Genomic DNA, 21,102 nt, shown 5'->3' with positions numbered 1-21,102 from the left:
TTGAAGCCTCGAAATTGCATAGAAACCGCATTAAAGCGCATTAAACTGCCGCGCAATTAGCTCAGGACTGCCTCAAAACCGCCTGGTCAACGCGCTTCGGGTGTGTTCCCGCTCTATGGGAATCGCTTCCACCGAGGGGTCAAACCAGAAAATCCCCGCAACCAGCGTCGCGATAACGATTCCATCGCGATAGAGAACGCGATTCCCGGCAACAGCAGGCACACGTTCACCCACCAGCAACGTACCGGCCAGATTCAAAGGATCGGTTCCTGCGACACACACAAAAGCACCATCGTTCGCATGCCGTCGAACTTCGCGCAAGATTGGAATGGCTTCCGGTAAAGCAAACTGTTCGCCGGCGAGGCCATTCACGAATCGCCCGCCGCGAATGACGCCGCGCGCTTCGAGCCGTTGAAACACGCGCAACAGGTCCCGCCATGGCGGCAGCCACTCGGCCTCGCGTTCGAGCAAACGCCAGAACACCACGCCATAACGGCGTAGCAACGTCATGGCGACATGCTCGAGTACTTCGGCGGGCAATTGTTGACGGCGTGCCGGCGAGGCTTCGGTTGCAGCAACAACGGGTTGCCGGCTGACGAGAGCCCAGCGCCCGGCGTCGTCCATTCCTCCGATCAATGCACTCGACCTGACCCGCCGGCTACTGGAATAAGCACTGCGTTTGGCGACGGGTTTCAACAACGCCCGCAAGCCGGCGAAACTGTCGGAATTCACGAGGCCCGCCGCAACCAGTTCGCCCAGCGCGTTTTCCAGTTCCATGCGCAAGCCGTGTACTTCGGTGAGCAATTCATCGAAGAACATCGCGCCATGCTGGGATAACGTGTCATGGACACTCTGCGCGCGCGCCGATAGCTCCGGTTGCTTCGACGGGTCGATCAGCGCACGCCAGATGCGTACCTGTGCGCGCGGCAGGAGCACGATCGGCGTGCTGCGTACCGGTCCCGTTGCACCGCGTGCCCGCTCGGTCAGGCGGGTCCACACGATCTTGCCGGCGCGGCATAGTTCGTCGAGCGAAATGTTCGCGTACGCCTTTACGCGCGCTGGCAGAATATCTTCTTCCCATGCGCCCGCCGCGGCCTGAAAACCCTCCATCTGGTCGAGAACGGCGGCTAACGCGTCGCGTCCTTCGCTGCGGGTGTCAGGCGTTAAATGCTGCCACTCGAACAGAAACCGCATGAAGTCGTGCCGTTCCACCGGCTCGATTTCACGTCGCAAGCGTTTGACCGTGTAACGGTGAATCCGCGCAAGCAGATGACGTTCGCACCATTCTTCTTCGGTTGCGCCGGGCGAGAAGCGGCCGCGCATCACATAGCCTTCCGCTTCGAGGCGCGTCAGCGTGTGTTCGACCGACGTTGCGGGCAAGCTCAGTGCCTGTGCGATCGCACGCACAGGCAGCGGGCCAAAGCCGGTGAGCCGGGCGCGCAGCACGTCGAGCAGGGCGTCGTCGGCGCTCCAGGTATCGGTGTAGCCCTTCGGTGCGGTGAGCGGCGGTTCAAACCGGGCGTCAGGGTAGAGCGCCTGGAAACAGGTCAGGCGCTCGGCGGGCAGCCACAGCGCGGCGTCGGCGGCAATCCGCAGGCGGGTCGCGCGGCCGGATTCGGCAAGCGACGCGAGCCATGCCGGCCAGCCTTCGACACTGCGCGCTTCGGCCTCGGTGATGCAGGCGAGACCTGTTAGCGCTTCGTGCATCTCGTCGGCGGTGCGCGCCTGCGGCCATGCCTCGTCGCGTACGCTGTCGATCGCGTCGGCATCGAGTGCGCCGAGGTCGTCGGCGCTGGACGGATCGGTCCAGCGGCGGTTCTGCACGGCTTGCGTGCGGCGCTCTTCGATCGGCGCATCGTCGAGATAGGCGTAGGGCTTGGCGGTGAGGATTTCGGCGGCAAGCGGCGAGGGCGCCGGCAGATCGCGGGCGATCAGTTGCACCTCGCCCTGTTCGATACGACGCAGCAAGGCGATCCAGCTTTCGCTATCCATCGCGTCGTGCAGGCAATCGTCGACGGTTTGGTCCACTAAGGGATGACGCGGCAATTCGCGCTCGCCGACGATGTTTTCCAGGCACGCGGCCTGTTCGGGAAACACGCTGGCCAGCAGATCTTCGCTACGCATGCGCTGCAATTGCGGCGGGGTTTTGCGCCCGCCGGTATAACGCGGCAGGCCGAGCGAGGTGGTCGCGTTCCAGCGCCAGCGCACGCCAAAGAGCGGCGCGTCGAGTAGCGCCTGGATCAGCAGATGCTCGGCACTGTTCGAATGGAGGTATCGCCATACTTCGTCGAGTACGAAGGAATGGCTGCCGGTCAGCGAGAGGATGATCGCGTCTTCGGTGGCGGCGGCCTGCAGTTCGAAGTTGAAGGTCCGGCAAAAACGTTTGCGCAACGCGAGGCCCCACGCGCGGTTCACACGACTGCCGAAGGGCGCATGGATCACGAGTTGTGTGCCGCCGGATTCGTCGAAGAAGCGCTCCATCACGAGCGTGTTTTGCGTCGGCAGCACGCCGAGTGCGGCGCGTGCGCGGGCGAGATAGTCGGCGATCTGCCGCGCGGCGGCTTCGTCGAGGCCGAGGGTGTCGACGAGCCAGTCGATTGCGCGTTGGATGCGCACCGTCATGGGCTCTTCCCCATCGAGCAGGCGCCCGATCTGCTCACGCAAGCGTGCTACGCCGAACGACAGTTCATCGCTGCGCCCCGGCGCCTCGCCGAGCCAGAACGGAATATTCGGCGGCTGCCCCTGCGCGTCCTCGACCCGCACGCGGCCGCTCTCGATCCGCAGAATCCGGTATGACGCATTGCCGAGCTGGAACACGTCGCCAGCCAGACTCTCGACGGCGAAATCCTCGTTGACGGTGCCGATATTGATCGCCTGCGGTTCGAGCACCACCGCATAGTCGGCGTTCTCGGGAATCGTGCCGCCTGAGGTCACGGCGACCAGTTTGCCGCCGCGCCGGCCGCGCAAGGTGCCGCTCACCACGTCGCGATGAATATAGGCGCCACGCGGTCCGTTGCGGCTGGTATAGCCTTCAGCGAGCATGCGCAGCACGGCGTCGTATTGCTCGCGTTCGAGGCCCGCGTAGGGGGCCGCGCGCCGTAGCATCTCGAACAGTGCGTCTTCGCTCCATTCGGCGCTCGACACCTCGGCCACGATCTGTTGTGCCAGCACATCGAGCGGCGCGCGCGGAATCCGCAACGCGTCGAGTTCGCCACGCCGCACGCAATCAAGCAGCGCGGCGCACTCGATCAGATCGTCGCGCGAAGCCGGAAAGAGCCGGCCCTTCGGCATGCCGCCCACATGGTGGCCCGAGCGTCCCACGCGTTGCAGGAACGGCGCGATCGCGCGCGGCGAACCCATCTGGCAGACCAGATCGACATCGCCGATATCGATGCCGAGTTCCAGCGAAGCGGTCGCGATCAGCACCCGCAACTCGCCGCGTTTCAGGCGCTGCTCGGCGTCGAAGCGATGCTCCTTGGCGAGACTGCCATGATGCGCGGCGACTGCGTCCTTGCCGAGCCGCTCGGTCAGATGACGCGCCGCGCGTTCGGCCATGCGGCGCGTGTTGACGAAAATCAGCGTGGTGCGATGCATCGCGATCAATTCGGCGAGGCGATCGTATACGCGCTCCCACACTTCGTTCGGCATGACCGCTTCGAGCGGCACGGGCGGAATCTCCAGCGCGAGATCGCGCTCGCGAATGTGGCCTACGTCGACGATCGCGCAGTCCGCCGGGATGTCGCTTTCAATGCTGGCGCCGCCCACCAGAAAGCGCGCGACCGCGCTGACGGGTTTTTGCGTCGCCGACAGGCCGATTCGTGGCAGGCGCCGCTGACATAGCGCGTCGAGCCGTTCGAGACTGAGCGCCAGATGACTGCCGCGCTTGCTGCCGGCAAGCGCATGAATTTCGTCAACGATCACCGTGCGCACCGTCGACAGCATGCGTCGGCCGGAATCCGAACCGAGCAGGACGTATAGCGATTCCGGCGTGGTGACGAGAATATGCGGCGCGCGTTTTTTCAGCGCGCTGCGCTCCTGCTGCGTGGTGTCGCCTGTGCGCACCGCGGTGCGGATGTCGAGCGGCGGCAGGCCGCGCGCCTCAAGCTCCGTGGCGATGCCTTGCAAGGGCACTTGCAGATTGATGCGGATATCGTTGGAAAGCGCTTTTAACGGCGAGACATAGACCACCAGGGTTTCGTCGGGCAATGTGCCGCCGTTGGCGAGGCCCTGCTGGACGAGTTCGTCGAGCGCGGACAGGAAGGCGGTGAGGGTTTTGCCCGAACCGGTGGGCGCGGCCACCAGGGTCGAGCGCCCGCTGCGAATCTGCGGCCAGGCGGCAGCCTGGGCGTCGGTGGGGGCGGGGAAGGTCTTCAGGAACCAGCTGGCCACTGCCGGATGGAAGTCATCCAGCGCGCCGGGCGTGAAGGTACCCGAAGCGTGGGCCGGCGCAGCGTCTGAAGTCGCCCGCAATGCTGGATCGACGCCCGAAGAATCAGGGCGCTCGTCTAACGCGGCGGTGGATGTCGAGGACGAAGTCATGCCGGCATAGATGGGGACGCGATGTGCCATATCCAGAGGACGGCAAGCGCCGGCCCGTTTCGAGGATCAATGATCAGTCTGGCAGGTTTTCGGCGGTTTTGCCGATGCCTGGGTGGCGGCTATCGCGCGAAATAAAGCGGCAGCACAGTCCGGTGCAGAACTACCAGACCCAGCGCACGCCTGCGTCGCCCGTCACCGTTCTCTGGTGCGCGCCACCCAGATTCGTCACCCAGCCGAGCGTCGCGAACACGCTGCCCGACGTGCTGAATTTGCCGACCACGCCCGCGCCGAGTTGCGCCGCCGTTTGCCCGACGGTGCCCGGAATCACGGTCCCGCCGCCGAAGGTGACTTTGTCGTCGGAGCCGAATTCGCGCAGGAAACTGACGCGCAGATAGGGCCGCCAGGCGATCGCGAAGGCATCGAACTGAGCTTGCAGGCGTGCGCCGATTCGTCCGACGAAAGTATTGCCGCTATTGAAGCCAACGCTCGATACGCCATCGTTGAAATCGGACAGCGAGAGGTGCTGCCACACGAGTTGCGCTTGCGGCTCGAGCGTGAGCCCCGCGCCGAGCGGAATCGGCAGACCGCCTTCGAGCGAACCGGTCACTGCGTTGCCATGTGTCGTCGTATTGAGGCCGTCGCGCGAGACCGGATCGACGGTCAGCGAACTTCCCATCAGCACGGCGTCCGTGTACCAGCCGCTCGGGCCGATATGCGTCCAGTAGCCGCCGAGGCTGTATGCATTGATCGCCAGGTGGCCGACGGCGAGATTGGGCATGCCGAGCGCGAAGCCGTCGACGTCGCCGGTGGCCCGCGCAAAGCCGACGAACAAACCGTAGTGATTGCGCTGACCGCTCGCGCTGCGATCCGCGTAGAGATCTTGCCCGGCCTGGATGCCATACACGGAGCCGTCGAATTGCGGACTGACCGCGCCGTTCTGGCTCAACACGCTATGGCCGCCCCACACGCGACCCCATGCGGCAGGTAGTTTGCCGCTTTCGCTCAACAAGGCCTGATCGCCTTGCCGGTCATGAAACGTATCGATCTGCATCAGGCCGAGTTCACGCGCGACGCCGGGCGCTGCGGCGTACACCGGCACTTCGACGCGATACAGCGGCGTGGCGGCCGAGCCCGCAGGCGGCGCGGGAGGCAAGGGTGGCGTGCCCTCGGCCGCAATCGGCACGCCGGTCTCGCCAGGGGCGCCCGGCGTCGTGACCGGCTGGCCGGGTGTGGTTGCGGGCGGCAGCGGCGCAACCGTATTGCGCAGATACCAATTGTCCGTCGTGCCGTTGCTCACACCGCCTTTGGCGAGATAGTAGGAATACGCACCGGCCTTCACCGGCGCGGCCAGCGTAAAAGCGCTCGCGGCGGTGGTGGCGCCGTTGGTCGCCTGAATCACCTGAATGCCGTCCGCTACCGTTTGTGCGCCCTGGCCGCCGACGTTCGTGACTTGCAGATGCGTTGAGCCAGTCGCCGTTCCGCCGCTCAGCACGAGGCGATCGGACGCCGCGCCGTCGCCGGCGACGACCGTGTTCAGGCCGATGGTGCCGTCCTGGCCGGTGTAGTTGCCCGTCACATTCAAGCGGTTGCCCACACCGCCTGCAGCAGGGCCGCCGATCTGCACGAGTCCGGCATTCACGAGCGAACCGTTGATCGAAAAGGCGCCGTTGACCGCGCTGGCAAACGACGGCAATGCATTCGCCACCGCGAGCGTGCCGTTATTCGTGACCGCGCCCGTTACGCTGCCATAGCCGCCGAGCGTCGCGCCCGAGGCCACCGTGGTGGCGCCGCCGCCCGTCAGCGCGGCGCTGGCATGAGTGGCGTCGCCGATTGCGAGGGTGCCCGCCGCGACCGTCGTTGCGCCGCTATAGGTGCTCACGCCGGTCATCAGCAAGCTGCCGCTGCCGGCTTTCGTCAACGCGCCGGGTCCGCTCACCGCCTGGGAGAGCGTGGTATTGAACGATTGCGTATCGATCGTGCCGCCGCCCGCGGCCAAGGTGATGGCGCGCGTGCCGGCGAGGTCGAAGCTCGTTGTCAATTGCAGCGTGCCGGTGTTGAACGTGAGGCCGCCCGTGCTCGCGCCGAGCGCATTGTCCGCACCGGCGGCGATGGTGCCTTGATCGATCGTCGTGCCACCCGAGTAGGTGTTGCCGCTCGCCGCAGCCGGTGCAAGCGTCAACACGCCGGCACCGGTTTTGTCGACTGCGCCTGTGCCGCTGATCGATCCAGTGTAGGTGCCCGCACTATCCTGGGCAAACCGCACGAGTCCGTTGTCGGTCACGGTGGAGGGCAGATTCTGCGCGGTCGCCTGCAAGGTCGCGCCGCTATCGACGAGCGCTGTTGCACTCGCGCCTAACGTGCCGGTGAGATTGAGCGTGCCGGTTTGCACATGCGCGAGCGTGAAGGTCCCGCTGCCGGTCCAGTTCCACAGCGCGCCTTGCATCAGCAAGGTCTGAAAGTTGGTAAACGCGTTCGACGCGGTGCCCGAGCCTTGCAAGGTCACCGTATTCGATCCTGCGCCGCCGTCGGCCGTACCGTTGATCACCGAACCGGTTTGCAGAATCAGCGAATCGTTACCGTTGCCCATCGTGATGGCCGTGCCGATGCCGCTCTGCACGAGCCCGGCATTGATGATGGTGCTGTTGCCGTTGAGCGTGCGGATGCCGGAGCCGTTCTGGCTGATGATGCTGCCACCCGCGAGGTTCTGGATCGTCGCCACGAAGCTCGATCCCGCGGTGTTGGAAAACACCGCATCCGAACCGCTGCCGCTCGCGCTTATCGTGCCGCTGTTGATCAACTGGTCGTTATTGCCCTGCAGATAAGCGGTTGGACTGGCCGAGCCCGTGGTAGTCAACGTGCCGCTGTTGTTGATGGTGCCGCTGCCGCCCAGAATCGATGCCGCGCGCGCGTTGCTGCCCGAGGTCGTCACGCTGCCGCTGTTGATCAACGTGTTGTTCAACTGGCCGACGTTCGTTTGTCCCCACGCGGCCGTCATGCCGTATGCGTTGGGGCCGCTGGTGGTGATCGAGCCGCGATTGATCAGCGTGTTGCCGCTGCCGTTGGCGGCCATGCCGTCGTTGAAGGCGCCGGTCGTGGTGATGACCGCGCCGCTCGCATTGGTGATCTGATTGCCGTTGCCCACGCCGAGCAACACGGCGCCGCGTGCGGTGCCCGTACCGCCGCCGCCTGTCAATGACAGGTTGCCGCTGCTATTGATCGTGCTGTTGGTGTCGACGCTGAAGACAACTGCATTGGTGCTGTGCACGAAGCTGCCGGAGGCGGTGCTGTCTGCATTGATCGTCACACCGGTGCTGCCGGTTTGCGCAATGACGGCGGCAAGGCCGCTGCCCGTGCAGGTGACTGTGGTGTTGCTCGGCGGTGCGGTATTGCTGCACGCGGCCATCGCGGAAGGGGTGAATGCCTTTGTGAGCAGCACAACGCTGCCGAGGCCGATTCCAAACCTTTTCTTCTTCTTCATACGCACGGTCCTTGTTAAAGGCACTGCACCATACGAGAGCGGAATGGTCCGACTTATACACGCCTTACCGAAACTTTCCAAATGACTCCGGCATAGCATTACGAATATGTTGCGCATCGCCGACGCTTGCCGGAGACCCGCATGGAGCCTCGCTCCTGGCAGGAGAAGGCATTTTTTCCGAACCGAAAAAAGCGCTGCGGTAACTACTGCGCGAACCGTAAGTGGTTTGAAACATTCGTTCGCCGGCCGATTGACCGGGACTCGCGCCGGGCCCTGCCGAAATTTGCCAGGTGCAGTACTCTGTACGGCTCACCGATCCACGAATCCACGATGGAGTTTCGACGATGCGATACAACCAGTTAGGCCGTACCGGTGTGTTTGTTTCGGAGCTGTGCCTGGGCACGATGACCTTCGGCGGTGGCGAGGGCATCTGGAAGCAGATCGGCGATCTGCAGCAGGGGGACGCGGAGCGGCTGGTCGGCCGGGCGCTCGACGCGGGCATCAATTTCATCGACACGGCCGACGTTTATGCCGATGGCCTGTCCGAACAGATCACCGGTCAGGCGTTGAAGAACCTGAAAGTGCCGCGCGACAAGGTTGTCGTCGCAACCAAAGTTTTCGGTCAGACGGCGGAGTTTCCAAACGCGCGTGGCGCGTCGCGCTATCACATCATCGACGGGATCAAGGCGAGCCTGAAGCGCCTGCAACTCGATCACGTCGACCTGTATCAGATCCACGGTTTCGATCCGGCCACGCCGATTGAAGAAACCGTGCGCGCGCTCGACACGCTGGTTCAGCATGGCCATGTGCGCTATGTCGGCGTGTCGAACTGGGCCGCGTGGCAGATCGCGAAGGCGCTGGGCATTGCGGAGCGTCTCGGCCTCGCGCGCTTTGAATCGCTACAGGCGTACTACACGCTGGCGGGCCGCGATCTCGAACGCGAACTCGTGCCGATGCTGCACAGCGAAGGGCTTGGACTGATGGTATGGAGTCCGCTCGCGGGCGGCTTGCTGAGCGGCAAATATGGACGCGAGCAGCAGGGCGAGGCGGGCAGCCGTCGCACGACATTCGATTTCCCGCCGGTCAATCGCGAGCGCGCTTATGACTGTATCGACGTGATGCGCGATATCGCGGAAACGAAGAAAGTGTCCGTGGCGCAGATCGCGCTTGCGTGGCTGCTGCATCAACGCGTGGTGAGCTCGGTGATCGTCGGCGCGAAGAAAGTCGAGCAACTCGACGACAACATTGCCGCCACGGAGGTCACGTTAACCGCCGATGAGCTTGCGAAGCTCGATAAGGTCAGCACGCTGCCGGCTGAGTACCCGGGCTGGATGCTGGAACGTCAGGGCGAGGTGCGCCGCAAGCAGCTTCAAGAGGCGCGTCATCCGGCGTAACGCCAGGTGCGGGCTGCGGCGCGCGCCGGATAAGTCGTGGGTGAATGGTGTAACGGCGTGCCATCACGTCGCTACACCGCGCGCCTCACGCTGCTGGCTTGCTGTCCGCCTGATAAGCGGCGACGGCGTCCATCGTGCGTGCCGAGTACACCATGGTCGCGCCCGCGTTCATCGCGACTGCCACGCCGAGCGCTTCGGCGATCTCTTCACGTGTCGCGCCGTGTTTCAGCGCTTCAGCGGTGTGCACGGTAATACAGCCGTCGCATCGCAAGCTCACGGCCACCGCGAGCGAAATCAGCTCGCGCGTCTTCGCGCCGAGAAGGTCGGCCTTCTGGCCCGCGCTCGACATGGTCTGATAGGCCTTCACCGTATCCGGCGACAGTTTGGCGATTTCGCCGATGCGGCCGAACAGTTCTTTGCGGTAGTCGATCCAGTTCAACATGACAGTGCTCCTTGGTTTGTGACGCCCCGGCGGGTGCCGGTGTCGTTAGGCAAAGTATTGCGCTGTGCCGCGATATCCTGAATACTCGATTCGCTCAACTTTTAGCGCGACCGTCTCATGGATACGCTCAGCCGACTGATCGACCTCGCCCGGCCGCAAGCCAGCCTCGATCTGCGTTGCCTGCTCACTGGGGGCTTCGACATCGATCACACGCCGATGGAGGCCGGCATTGCACCGTTTCATCTGGTGCTGGACGGCGAATGCGTCGTTGAGACTGCGGGTGGCGCGCAGCTTGCGCTGCACGCGGGGGATTTCATGCTGTTCCCGCGTGGCGCCGCGCATCGGGTGCGCGATATCGGGCGGGCAACGGCCACCGCGCCGCTGACGTTGAGTCATGACGGCATGCTGCCGTTGCGCCGCAATGGTGAGCACCCGGGCAGTGCCGATCTCGATCTTCTATGCGGCCGGTTCGTCTACGCGCCCGGCTCCTCGGCGTTGCTGCTCAACGCGCTGCCGGATCCCTTGCATGTATCGCTCGGCGGCGTGCAAACGCTCGGCGCGTTGCAGACGGTGATCGCGCTAATGCGAACCGAAGCCGAACAACGTCAGCCCGGCGCGCTCGCGATCGTCACGGCATTGAGCCACGCGCTCTTCGCGATGGCCTTGCGCGTGCATGGCGAACGGAATGCATCGGGCGCAGGCGTGCTGGCGCTGCTGGCCGATGCGCGTCTGGGTGCGTCCGTGCAGAGCATGCTGAGCGCCCCCGAACGGGCGTGGACGATAGCCGAGCTCGGCGAACGCGCGGCGATGTCCCGCGCGACTTACGCACGCCATTTCAACGAGCGCGCGGGTATGACGGTGATGGACTTCCTCACGCAGATTCGTATGACGATCGCGTGCGATCTGCTGCTACGCACGCAGCGCAGCGCCGCGGAGATCGGCGAGGCCGTGGGGTATCAATCGGAAGCCGCCTTCGGCAAGGCGTTTCAGCAGAGCGTCGGCGCGACGCCGGGACGTTACCGGCGTCAACCGCAAGAGAACGACCAGGAATCCGGCTAGGCTTTATCGGGGCGGCCGAACCAGTGCTTCTCTATCCGCGACATGATCAAGGTCACCAGCAGCGCGCAGACGGTGCCCAACGTCACTTCGCCGAGGCGCAGCAAGGCCCTGTCCCACGGCGAACCGACGCCCGGCACCAGCAGCATGATGGTCGCCGTAATGCCGCCCAGACGCGCGGCGCTGCCCACGTTGACCACCCAGCAGATCACGATCGCCGCGGCAACCGTGGCCGCGTAAGCGGCAAGATAGCCACCGCCAAGGGTCGCGCCGACAAGCCCGCAAACGGCCCCGACCATCGCACCGATGAACTGATCACGCGACAGATTGCGGGTGTCGATATAACTGTGCTGGCTGACCGCAATCGCTGTGATCGCAGCCCAGAAGGCTTGCTCCGTATGCAGCCAACGGCCGATCACGAAGGCGAGGCTGGCGCCGGCCACCGCCTGCGCGGCCATCACGCTGCCTTCGGCCAGCCGGTCGCCCAGCGGCAGCGCCTTAAGAAAAGCGAACAGCGAATTGGCGGCGTTCGTCCGCGCTTCACGTCTTGATTCGTCGGGAGCGGTCATCGAATGGGGAGGAGCTTGTCGCAGCACGAGGGATTCGTATTCTAGCGAGTCAACGGCGGACATCCTGCTTTTCGCTGCTGCGCAGGCTGTGGTACCAGCTCATCAGAGGCGTAGCCGAGACGCCGTGAATCACGACCGAAGCCGCAACGACTGCCAGCGCGAGGGGCACCAGCGGCACGACGTCGGACGCGGCACCGTGTTCGAGCGCGTATGCGAGGTAGTAAAACGAACCGATGCCGCGGATGCCGAACCAGCTCATCAAACGCCGCTGTGCGGGCGTCGCGCTCGACCCCAGCAGTGACAATTCGACTGACACCGGCCGTACGAGCACGAACAGAGCGACCGTGAGTGCGGCTGTCTGCCAGGTGAAAAGCGGTGCTTGCAACGTGGCGAGCACATTGCCGACCATCGCCATCACCGCCACCTCGGCGATGCGTTCGAGTTCGATCGTGAAGCCCATCACCGACTCCGTCATAAACGCGTGGGCTTTGCTCGGGTTTGCCGCGGTTGCTTCGACGTCTTCGGAATCGACCGTGCCGATCGCCTCGCGAGGTGAAGCGCCGCCGCTCGCGCGATGCTCGGCGCGGCGCATCGCGACGCCCGCGGCAAACACCGCCAGAAAGCCGTACGTATGTACGAGTTGCGCGGCGCCAAACGAGAGTTCGATCAGGCCCAACGCGAAGAAGCCCTCCAGACCGAGCGCCTGCGCATGGCGCGTACGCAGCCAGGTAACGGTATGCGTCGTGACCCAGCCGAGCAGGCCGCCGATCGCGATTGCGCCGACCACGCCCCATACGATGCTGCCGGCGAGCTGGAAACTCAGTACGTCGCCGACTGGAGCGGCAGGCGCCGCGCATATCGCGAGGCCGAGCATGACGAAGGGGAGTGCGACGCCGTCGTTCAGGCCGCCTTCGCCGGAGAGCGCGAAGCGCAGCAGGTCGTGGTCGCCGGGATTGTGCACCTGGACGTCATGGGCCAGCACCGGATCGGTCGGGGCGAGGATTGCCGCGAGCAGCAGCGAGGGCCCCCAGCCAAGATGCAATACGTAGACGCCGAACAGCGTGAGCAGCGGAATGGTCGCCAGCATGGCGAGGAAGCCGAGGCGCAGCGGCACGGTCCAGAGCTTCTCGAATACGCCGAGCCGCAAACGCAGGCCGATGGCGAACAGGGAGACCAGCAGCGCGACTTCGGTGACGATTCGCAGCAAATGTGCATCGGCGACGATATCGAGGCGCAACAGGTCGATGCCGGACGGCCCGAGGGCGTAGCCGATCGCGAGGTAGAACATGGCGGCGCTAACGGGCAGGCGCCGCAGCGTCGTCGCTGCCACGCCCATAAAAACAAGCACGACGCCGACGATGAGAAACCACAGTGTTTCGTGCATGAGGATCCGGTTGGGGCCGGCATGCGGGTGAGGCATGCGCGGCCGGCACATCACGGCAGATTCGGCTCGAAACAGGGAGCCGGATCTGTCCGCAACCTGTGTGCGAATGACAGGATCTGAAGCTGGATCTACAGCTTCAGCCCGCCGGCCTCCGGTGCATCCGACGAGCCTGCGGGAATGTCGCCAACGCCCAGGTCGTCGCGCCGGTCATACGGATCACGCCCCCAGTAGGGCTCGCTGCCGTAGTACTGATGTACCGACGTGGCCCATGTCTGGTCCGCCATGGCAGGCCAGTGGTCCTTGTCGAAGCCCGGTGCGTTTTTCACGCGCTCGGCGATCATGTCGAGGACGAAACACTTCTCTTGTGTATCGAGCGTGAGGGCGCTCCACGGAATCGCCAGCAGTTTGTCACCAATGCCGAGAAAGCCGCCGCTCGACAGCACCGCGTAGGCGATACGGCCAGAGCCGACGTCGAGCATGATGTCCTTGATCTTGCCGATGTCTTCGCCATCGCTGCTGATCACTTTGTCGCCATCGAGGGTGGCCGCCGCCATGACGTCCGGGCCGGGACCGTCGGCGCTCGCGCTGCCTTTGCCGACGATACGCGCACCTTGGCCCTGCCGCATGCCGCCTTGGGTTTGTGTCTGGTTGATCATGATGTTTCTCCTTACCGGTTCGATGTAGGGAGAACTGAGCAACCGGCGTTCCTTCGATTTTCGGCACTGCTTTATAGGCGGTATTGGTGCGGCGCGGGCTTCGGTCGAACGATGCGTCCGACGATGCGCTTAAGCAGCACATAAGCGGCACGTAAAAGGTGCTGAGCGTTTGAAATAGTTTGGTCAGTATCGGCGAGGACAACTGAAACCGTGCGACGGAGCCCGTTGGAATGCTCAGCCCGGTCATGAATGGATCGCGCGGCATAGCCCTTGCTGCGCCTTTCGCCGACAGCATGAGTCCCTGCGCTCATCTCGAGCGGCAACGCCGAAGCCTGAATCGAGCAACAGCACGGATTGGACAAGCTCGCGCTGCAAGCGGCAAACGCCGTCCATTCACTTAGGGAGATTTCAATGAACTATTCAAAGGCATTGCTAGTGTCGGCATTGGTCGCGATGTCAGGCGCCGCTTTCGCGCAAGCGGGCGGCAACGGTAACGGCGGCGCGGGCGGAGGCGGATCCGCTGGCTCGGGCAACAACGCCGCACATGATGCGGCATCCGCAGGGGCGACTACGGGGGCGATGAGTGCCGGTGGCTCGAAAATGCATCACATGTCCAAGTCGAAGGCGAAGACGAAGAAACCGATGAGCGATTCGACCAATACGTCGGGTGCGGACGCAAGCAGCGGCACGAACGGCCAATAACGCAGGCGATGAATGACAGCGATGACAGGCGAATCCGAGCTCGCATCCTGCGGTCGAGGATTCACCTGTCCGATGAGGGAGGAGAAAGATGAACTATCTATCCAGACAGAGCGCGAGCAAGCAGGCGCTCATCGTGGCGGCGGTGGTGTTATTGACCGCTGCCGCAGGCTGCAAACGTTCCGATAGCACTGGTGCGGATACGTCCACTGCCGCCAGTTCCGCGCTGGCCAGTAGTGGGGTAATGAACGGCAACGCCGCCACCGGCAGCATGGCGGATACGAGCAGCGGCGCGGCGGCCGCTGCGGCCACCGAAGCGGCGAGTATGCCGGGCGCGGCCTCAGCGGCCTCCGGCGCCAGTCAATAAGGCCAGATCTAAGATCCGCGATCTTCAGTTTTGCTCAGCGAGCCGCGTGCTTGACGTCACGCGATGCGGCGACCTCTCGCGACGCAGCCGACCGTCGTGCGGTTTGCGTGCCGGACTTCGCCACGGCGTCCTTACGCGCCACTACGCGCGATTTTCTCAACAGGCTGGTGAGCGAGCCGTTGATGCTGTCCGTCACCGCCGTCTCACGTACCTTGCGGCCCTTGGCTCCGGCCGTGCGCGCCAGCTTCGCCGCACGTTTTTCCGCATGAGCAAGCAGCGCGGCAAACGCCACTTCGTCCACTTTCAATCCACGGCGTGCCTGACCGGGTGGCAAGCTCTGCAACTCCGCCGCCTCGAACGCACTGATCACCGCCGGATGGATGTAGCAGCGCCGGCAAACCGCGGGGGTATTGCGCAATAACGCCGCCACATCCTTGACGGTCGCAACGACATGCCGGCGCGCCTCCGTTGCGCTGCTGCACACCAGCCGCCGCAGCGCGGCCAACGCGTAGACGCTGCCGGCCCACGTCCGATAGTCCTTCGCGGTGAAGTCGGCGTCGCTCGCGCGGCGCAGATAGTCGTTGATGTCGGCTGACCCGACCGTGCGGCGTGTGCCGTCTTCGTCGAGGTACTGGAACAGGTCGTGGCCCGGCAGTTCGGCGCAGCGGCGCACGATGCGTTTGATGCGTGGGTTGTCCACGGTGACGTCGTGCTCGATGCCGCTTTTGCCGCGAAATTTGAAGCGCAACTGGCCGGCTTCGATCTTCACATGCTTCTTGCGCAGCGTCGTCAAACCGTACGACTGGTTCTCGCGCGCATATTCCACACTGCCGATGCGAATCAGCGTCGTATCGAGCAACTGCACGATCGCGGCGACGACTTTGTCGCACGGCATGCCCGGCAGCTTCAGGTCGCGTGCGACGCGCGCGCGGATTTTCGGTAACGCGCGACCGAACTCTGCCATGCGTTCGTACTTGTCGGCGTCGCGTGTCTCGCGCCAGCGCGGGTGATACCGGTATTGCTTGCGGCCGCGTGCGTCGCGGCCCGTTGCCTGGATATGGCCACGCGCGTCGGGACAGATCCAGACGTCTTCGTAAGCGGGCGGAATGGCGAGGGCATTGATGCGTTTGATTTCATCTTCATCGTCGATGCGCTTGCCGCCTGAATCGACGTAGATGAAGCCGTCTTTTTCACGCTTGCGTGTGTAGCCGGGTTTGGTGTCGTCGGCGTGGCGCAAGCCTCGCGGCATGTCGGCGGGAGACGCTTGTTGGGCGACGGTCTCGTCCTCGCGACCAGTGCGTTCCGTGCGGCGTTGCATCGAATGGGTCGTGGCAGCCATGGTTGCAGGTAGAAGTTTCAAGCATGAAGCGCGTATGCGCCGATGACTGGCCGTGAGCAAAAGCGATGCCCGCAGCGCGCGTTGCGCATGGTGGATTGCGCCGGCGGAACAGTTTTCGCGGGTCTTGCTACGGGCACTGGGGGCGGCGGTCAGGCATGGGCACGTCTTTTGCTGACCAGGAACGTAACGAACGGACAGGCACAAGGCACAGGGACGCTAAAGCGGTTCTGAAATAGCGCATCTCGTCGCTCAGCCCGCTTCGGTAGACAGGTCGATCAGGGAGAAAACGTATGAAATGCCGATATTCCGTACAAGTGATGGCGATTGCGCTGGGGCTCGGCGCGGCGTCGATCGGAGCTGCCTACGCGCAAGCCAGCGATGCCCCCGCGAGCGATGCGCCGATGAGCGGCACGAAGCTCTCGCCGGCGGACCAGCAGTTCGTGCAGGATGCCTCGCAGGCCGACGCCACCGAAATCGCGGCAAGCAAAATCGCGCTCACGAATTCGAGTGATCCGCACGTCAAGAAATTCGCGCAGCAAATGATCGCCGACCATACGAAACTCTCGCACGGCATGACCGCACTCGTCGCGAAGAAGGGGTTTGCCACGGCGCCCGCCGCCGATTCGGCGCTGGTCGGCAAACTGCAGACGCTCAAGGGCAGCGAATTCGATCAGGCCTACGTCGAGCAGATCGGTGTGGAAGCGCATCAACGAGCGGTCGACCTGTTCCAGCAGGAGAGCCGGAGCGGCACGGATTCGCAGTTGAAAGCGGCCGCCGCGCACGCGCTGCCGATTATCAAACATCACCTCGCGATGGCGCAGCAACTGGCCGGTTCAATGAAAGGTGCGTCATGAACGCGATCCTGCCCCGGCCGGCCTATGAGGATTCTCTTATGCAGATCACTTTTCCCGACGACAAGCCGTTCTTCGACGGAGCGAATCTGACTGTGCGCTTTATGGCGCGCGTCGACGGTGAAGCAGTTGTGTGCGCAATCACGGCTGAGGCGCTGGAAGATCACTTTGGCGCCGATTCCGCGCTCGAATCCACATTGATGGCCGCTTTCGACAAGGGGCGCAATCGCATCCGCTCGGTTTGCGCGGAAGCACTCGACCAGAGCGCCGGGGAAGGCGTAGTGTTGCATAGTGGACTGTTCAGAGTGGAAGGCATGGAGCCCGATCGCGGCACCGCCGCGTAGTCCGGGCGCACGCCTACTGCCCGCGCGTATTTTTTGCAGCGCGATGCCGTGCGGCGGCAGGGTCCGCAAAACGCGATTCAACGATGTAAGGAGGCCTTATGTCACTCATCGTCGCAGCACGGTTTACAACTTTCCCCGCCGCCGAAGACGCGGCGCAAAAGCTCTTCAACGCAGGTTTCGTCGAAGAAGACGTCACGCTGTTTTTTGTCAATCCGCGTGGCCAGCACGCGCGTTATCCGATCGGCGGCGATACCGGCACGGACCCGGGCGCGAGAGAAGCGCCTAAGGGCGCCGGCATGGGCGTGACGATCGGCGCGGTAGTGGGGGCCGTCGTCGGCGTCGGGATATTCGCAGCGTTTTCGGCGCCGATTCTCGTCTCGCTGATCGCGGCCGGCGTCGGCGCATATGTCGGCTCTCTTGCCGGGGCGATGGCGCGTACGCGTGAAGGGGGCGAGGCCGGCCACCCCCATTTGCGCTTCCATCAGGAAATGCGCGACTCCGGCGTGCTGGTTGCCGTGCATGTTTCGCCCGACAATCAGTTCCACGCTGCTAGCGTATTGCGTGAAGCGGGAGGCCTCGCGATCGAACGCGCGAGCGGGCGCTGGCAGCAAGGACGCTGGGCCGACTTCGACCCGCTCAAAACGCCCGAACCGCTCAACGAATTCGGCGAATTCAGCGAACGGCATGCTTGAGTGAGGCGATGGTTTTCGTTTGAGTGAAGACGTTGCAAACCACAGAGCGGCCCGGCAAATGTCGGGCCGTTTTGCATTGATGCCGGACTATTCGTACGCCGGCCACGCCGGGCACGCCTCATGCGCATAGACATATGAACCCCGTAGCTACATGGAAGTACGTAGCGGCGGATTCCTCGATTAACGAAACCCCTGGAGGTATTGAATGGCTACGAACGTTGTTTCCGTGCTGAACGATCTGGTCGAAACGTCGAAGGACGGCGAGAAGGGCTTTCGCAAGGCGGCAGAAGACGCGCATGACGCGCAACTGAAATCGCTGTTTCTGTCGCGCGCCGAAGACTGTTCGCGTGGTGCGCGTGAATTGCAGGATGCGGTTCAAACGTTGGGCGGCAAGCCTGAAACCGGCGGCAGTATGAGCGGTGCGCTGCATCGCGGCTGGGTCGACGTGAAGTCGGCCGTGTCGGATCGCAGTGATCACGAGATCCTCGCCGAATGCGAAAAGGGCGAAGACGTTGCGAAAAAACGCTATCACGACGCGCTCGAAAAGGAGTTGCCGCTGGACGTGCGGACGCTGGTTGAGCGTCAGTACCAGGGCGTTCTGCAAAACCACGACCGTGTGCGTGACCTGCGCGATCAGTACGCTGCGGCCAGGCCGTAAATACAGGTAGAAAACTGCGGGTAGAACTGCAGGTAGAAAAGGAAACCGGCGCTCTTACGAGCGCCGGTTTTTCGAAGCGGGACAATAACAGCAGCGAAGACGCTGCTGTTATTCCGTTGCCTTATTCCGCAGCGACCTTCAGATGGTTCTTCACGCTGGAGACGCCATCGACGCCTTTCACGACTTCTCCTGCTGCGGCCTTGTCATCAGACGAAGGCACCGAACCCGTGAGCCACACCACGCCCTTGCGGGTCTTCACGTGGATGTGAGTCGATTTGACGTTTTTCGCGCTGAGCAGTTCGGCCTTGGCCTTGGTGGTGATGGTGCCGTCGTCGACGTGCTGACCGATGGTTTCGGATGCTGCCGACGGGGCCGAAGCGCTGGTTTGCGCCGTAGCGTTCAGTGCGAATGCGACACAAGCAATGCTGCCTGCGGTCTTCAGAAGTTGGATGGTCTTCATGGTTTCTCCTTCGGGTGTTGATAAAAAATGCGGTCTTGTTACCTGCGGTCGATCGCGGCTAAAGCCGTTGATGACTCGCGTGGGATCGTTGCCGCTACGGTTCCGTCAGGGCCCGTTATCGACACCGGACGACGGCCTATGCATGCGTTTCGTTTGCGTGGCTAAGTCGCGACATGAGTCGCGACCTGAGTTGCTACTTGCGCCACCTCGCGATCGATTCGCGTGCAAAGACCCACGTCCGTCCACATTGTGTTGATCCGCAAGCTGTGTGCCCGCTACGGCGCACGAATGCCCGATGTCGGGACAAGCCGTTGCTGCACATGCGTTTAGGCTGAGGAATAGCGGGGCGCTCACGTGCGGCGTGCTGTGCGAAGGCCCGTCAGGCCGGCGGCCGGAAATTGCCGGGTCCTTGTAAAAAGGGCGCGCGCCCCCTGCGCAATTGGCGGGCCTGAAAAGGCAAAACTTAGAAAAAACAGTGTGTTGGGCGAGCTGGTATGACAGTTGCTCTATTGGAGGCCAGATACCTTTTCTCAGCTTTTAACGGGACCTCACTACAATGCCGTCAATCGAACTACGCGCAAGGCAGTCCCTCGCACTCACGCCGCGTCTGCAGCAATCAGTGCGTCTGTTGCAGTTGTCGTCTCTTGAGTTCCAGCAGGAGTTGCGCACCGCGCTCGACACCAATCCGTTCCTCGAGTACGACTCGACCGATACGGAAGACGTCGCGCTCGCCACCGCAACGCCGGGCGATGACGCCGGCATGACGCCCGCCACGGACACGGTCGCCACGGCCGAAGCCGAATCGTCACCAGTCGACAACAGCGCTGGCGACACAATGGAAAGCGCGGGGCAGGACGACGTACCCGGCGACTTTTCGGGCGACTACAGCAGCCGTAGTTCGACGCGCCAGAACGGTGACTCCGACAGTAGCGATCCCGCGGAATGGGCGCGTTCCCAACCGACCTTGCGCGAGCAGTTGCACGACTCGCTGCGTCTCTATCGACTCGACGACCGTGACCGCGCGGTGGCCCGCTTCATCATCGAGGCGCTCGACGACGACGGCTATCTGCGTCAGGAACTCGCCGAGCTCGCCGATAGTGTCGACCTCGAACCCGAACTGACCGAAGAAGAATTGCTGGTGGCGCTGCGCCTCGTGCAATCGCTCGATCGTCCTGGTCTGGGCGCCCGTTCGCTATCTGAGTGTCTGTCGCTGCAAGTCAACGCCTTGCCCGCTGACACGCCGGGACGCGATGTGGCGCGGCAAATCGTCGACCATCATCTGGAGCGACTCGCACGCCGCGAACAGGCTGAACTGCAAAAGCAGATCGGCTGCAGCGCCGAGGAACTGCGGGTAGCCTGCGCGCTGGTGCGCAAGCTCGATCCGAAACCGGGCAACAACTACGGACGCACCGAAGACAACTACGTGGTGCCGGACGTGATCGTGCGTCAGGTGCGCAACAAATGGGCGGTGACGATCAACCCGGCCGTGCAGCCGCGCGCCCGCATCCATCGCATGTATGCCGAGCTGTTCGCGCAGTCGGCCGGTGCAAGCCGCTCTCCGCTCGCGCAGCAATTGCAGGAAGCGCGCTGGCTGATCCGCAATGCGCAGCAGCGCTTCGATACGATTCAACGCGTGGCCGAATGCATCGTCGCGCATCAACGAGCCTTCTTCCAGTACGGTGAAATCGCGCTCAAGCCAATGGTGTTGCGCGATGTGGCTGAGGAGCTCGGTCTGCACGAGTCCACCATCTCGCGCGCGACCGGCAACAAATATATGGCCACGCCGCGCGGCATTTTTGAATTCAAGCACTTCTTCCCGCGTGAGCTCGGCACGGAAAGCGGCGGCACCTGTTCGGCCGCGGCGGTGCGCGCGCTGTTGAAGGAGATGATCGCCGCGGAGAACACGCACGATCCGCTCTCGGACGTGACGCTTGCAAAAATGCTCGCGGATCAGGGCGTGCTGGTGGCACGGCGTACCGTGGCGAAATATCGTCACTTGATGAAAGTGCCGCCGGCGGAATTGCGCCGCCAGGTTTAAACGCGTTGCCCTTCGGGGCCAGGGCTTCAGCGAAGCGCCACGCGAGACTCAGTGCTCGCGTGGCGCTTTTTCGTATCTGGACGTTTCGCACGCGCCCCATTACATTGGCGGCTCAAGTCGACACGGGGTGAGTTCC

At 63.6% G+C, this 21,102-nt stretch carries 17 protein-coding genes; 9 read left to right on the top strand and 8 right to left on the bottom strand.

Features of this window, described 5'->3' with window-relative positions:
• Nucleotides 1-72 precede the first annotated feature (72 nt).
• Nucleotides 73-4,569: a DEAD/DEAH box helicase gene (locus R8871_RS17360; protein WP_175051554.1), complete on the bottom strand. Its 4,497-nt coding sequence runs from the start codon at nucleotides 4,567-4,569 to the stop codon at nucleotides 73-75.
• 130 nt (nucleotides 4,570-4,699) lie between these two features.
• Nucleotides 4,700-8,017: an autotransporter outer membrane beta-barrel domain-containing protein gene (locus R8871_RS17355; protein ID WP_175051553.1), complete on the bottom strand. Its 3,318-nt coding sequence runs from the start codon at nucleotides 8,015-8,017 to the stop codon at nucleotides 4,700-4,702.
• Between the two features lie 344 nt (nucleotides 8,018-8,361).
• Between R8871_RS17355 and R8871_RS17350 the strand changes: the two genes are divergently transcribed.
• Nucleotides 8,362-9,411 carry an aldo/keto reductase gene (locus tag R8871_RS17350; RefSeq protein WP_175051552.1) on the top strand — a complete coding sequence of 350 codons (1,050 nt, stop codon included), beginning with the start codon at nucleotides 8,362-8,364 and terminating at the stop codon, nucleotides 9,409-9,411.
• Nucleotides 9,412-9,496: 85 nt separating this feature from the next.
• On the opposite strand, the gene R8871_RS17345 is transcribed toward R8871_RS17350, so the two are convergent.
• Nucleotides 9,497-9,853 (bottom strand): carboxymuconolactone decarboxylase family protein, encoded by a 357-nt coding sequence (locus tag R8871_RS17345; RefSeq protein ID WP_175051551.1) that lies wholly within the window; start codon nucleotides 9,851-9,853, stop codon nucleotides 9,497-9,499.
• 117 nt (nucleotides 9,854-9,970) lie between these two features.
• On the opposite strand from R8871_RS17345, the gene R8871_RS17340 reads away from it, so the two are divergent.
• Nucleotides 9,971-10,912 (top strand): cupin domain-containing protein, encoded by a 942-nt coding sequence (locus R8871_RS17340; protein ID WP_175051550.1) that lies wholly within the window; start codon nucleotides 9,971-9,973, stop codon nucleotides 10,910-10,912.
• Here the strand turns inward: R8871_RS17340 and R8871_RS17335 are convergent.
• From R8871_RS17335 to R8871_RS17325, 3 genes are all read right to left on the bottom strand, one after another.
• The gene (locus R8871_RS17335) at nucleotides 10,909-11,478 is read right to left on the bottom strand and encodes an FUSC family protein (protein ID WP_175051796.1); all 570 of its coding nucleotides are present in this window, start codon (nucleotides 11,476-11,478) and stop codon (nucleotides 10,909-10,911) included. The genes R8871_RS17340 and R8871_RS17335 overlap by 4 nt on opposite strands.
• Nucleotides 11,479-11,527: 49 nt before the next feature.
• Complete coding sequence (locus tag R8871_RS17330; RefSeq protein ID WP_175051549.1) at nucleotides 11,528-12,862, bottom strand: cation:proton antiporter; 1,335 nt, start codon at nucleotides 12,860-12,862, stop codon at nucleotides 11,528-11,530.
• A gap of 128 nt (nucleotides 12,863-12,990) precedes the next feature.
• Complete coding sequence (locus R8871_RS17325; protein WP_175051548.1) at nucleotides 12,991-13,518, bottom strand: PRC-barrel domain-containing protein; 528 nt, start codon at nucleotides 13,516-13,518, stop codon at nucleotides 12,991-12,993.
• 411 nt (nucleotides 13,519-13,929) lie between these two features.
• Here R8871_RS17325 and R8871_RS17320 point away from each other — a divergent pair, with 411 nt between their 5' ends.
• On the top strand, nucleotides 13,930-14,220 hold the full coding sequence (locus tag R8871_RS17320; protein ID WP_175051547.1) for a hypothetical protein: 291 nt from the start codon (nucleotides 13,930-13,932) through the stop codon (nucleotides 14,218-14,220).
• Between the two features lie 88 nt (nucleotides 14,221-14,308).
• Entirely contained in the window at nucleotides 14,309-14,584 is a 276-nt protein-coding gene (locus R8871_RS17315) for a hypothetical protein (RefSeq protein WP_175051546.1), read from the top strand.
• 34 nt (nucleotides 14,585-14,618) lie between these two features.
• Here the strand turns inward: R8871_RS17315 and R8871_RS17310 are convergent, their stop codons facing one another.
• The gene (locus R8871_RS17310; protein ID WP_246287609.1) at nucleotides 14,619-15,902 is read right to left on the bottom strand and encodes a DNA topoisomerase IB; all 1,284 of its coding nucleotides are present in this window, start codon (nucleotides 15,900-15,902) and stop codon (nucleotides 14,619-14,621) included.
• A 311-nt stretch (nucleotides 15,903-16,213) separates the two neighbouring features.
• On the opposite strand from R8871_RS17310, the gene R8871_RS17305 reads away from it, so the two are divergent.
• The 4 genes from R8871_RS17305 to R8871_RS17290 all read left to right on the top strand — a co-directional run bounded on the left by R8871_RS17305 (nucleotide 16,214) and on the right by R8871_RS17290 (nucleotide 18,468).
• On the top strand, nucleotides 16,214-16,777 hold the full coding sequence (locus tag R8871_RS17305; RefSeq protein ID WP_175051545.1) for a DUF4142 domain-containing protein: 564 nt from the start codon (nucleotides 16,214-16,216) through the stop codon (nucleotides 16,775-16,777).
• Entirely contained in the window at nucleotides 16,774-17,118 is a 345-nt protein-coding gene (locus R8871_RS17300; protein WP_175051544.1) for a DUF1488 family protein, read from the top strand. The genes R8871_RS17305 and R8871_RS17300 overlap by 4 nt, the downstream gene beginning before the upstream one ends.
• Nucleotides 17,119-17,216: 98 nt before the next feature.
• The gene (locus R8871_RS17295; RefSeq protein WP_175051543.1) at nucleotides 17,217-17,810 is read left to right on the top strand and encodes a hypothetical protein; all 594 of its coding nucleotides are present in this window, start codon (nucleotides 17,217-17,219) and stop codon (nucleotides 17,808-17,810) included.
• 205 nt (nucleotides 17,811-18,015) lie between these two features.
• Nucleotides 18,016-18,468, top strand: a complete 453-nt coding sequence (locus R8871_RS17290; RefSeq protein ID WP_054035359.1) for a ferritin-like domain-containing protein — start codon at nucleotides 18,016-18,018, stop codon at nucleotides 18,466-18,468.
• Nucleotides 18,469-18,589: 121 nt separating this feature from the next.
• Here R8871_RS17290 and R8871_RS17285 read toward each other — a convergent pair whose 3' ends face one another.
• Nucleotides 18,590-18,928: a BON domain-containing protein gene (locus tag R8871_RS17285; protein ID WP_175051542.1), complete on the bottom strand. Its 339-nt coding sequence runs from the start codon at nucleotides 18,926-18,928 to the stop codon at nucleotides 18,590-18,592.
• Nucleotides 18,929-19,484: 556 nt separating this feature from the next.
• Here R8871_RS17285 and R8871_RS17280 point away from each other — a divergent pair.
• Entirely contained in the window at nucleotides 19,485-20,966 is a 1,482-nt protein-coding gene (locus R8871_RS17280; RefSeq protein ID WP_175051541.1) for an RNA polymerase factor sigma-54, read from the top strand.
• Nucleotides 20,967-21,102: the final 136 nt, after the last annotated feature.

It is taken from the genome of Paraburkholderia sediminicola, from assembly GCF_902859805.1.
GTDB classification, from domain to species: domain Bacteria; phylum Pseudomonadota; class Gammaproteobacteria; order Burkholderiales; family Burkholderiaceae; genus Paraburkholderia; species Paraburkholderia sediminicola.
This window is presented reverse-complemented; position numbering and strand designations above follow the sequence as displayed.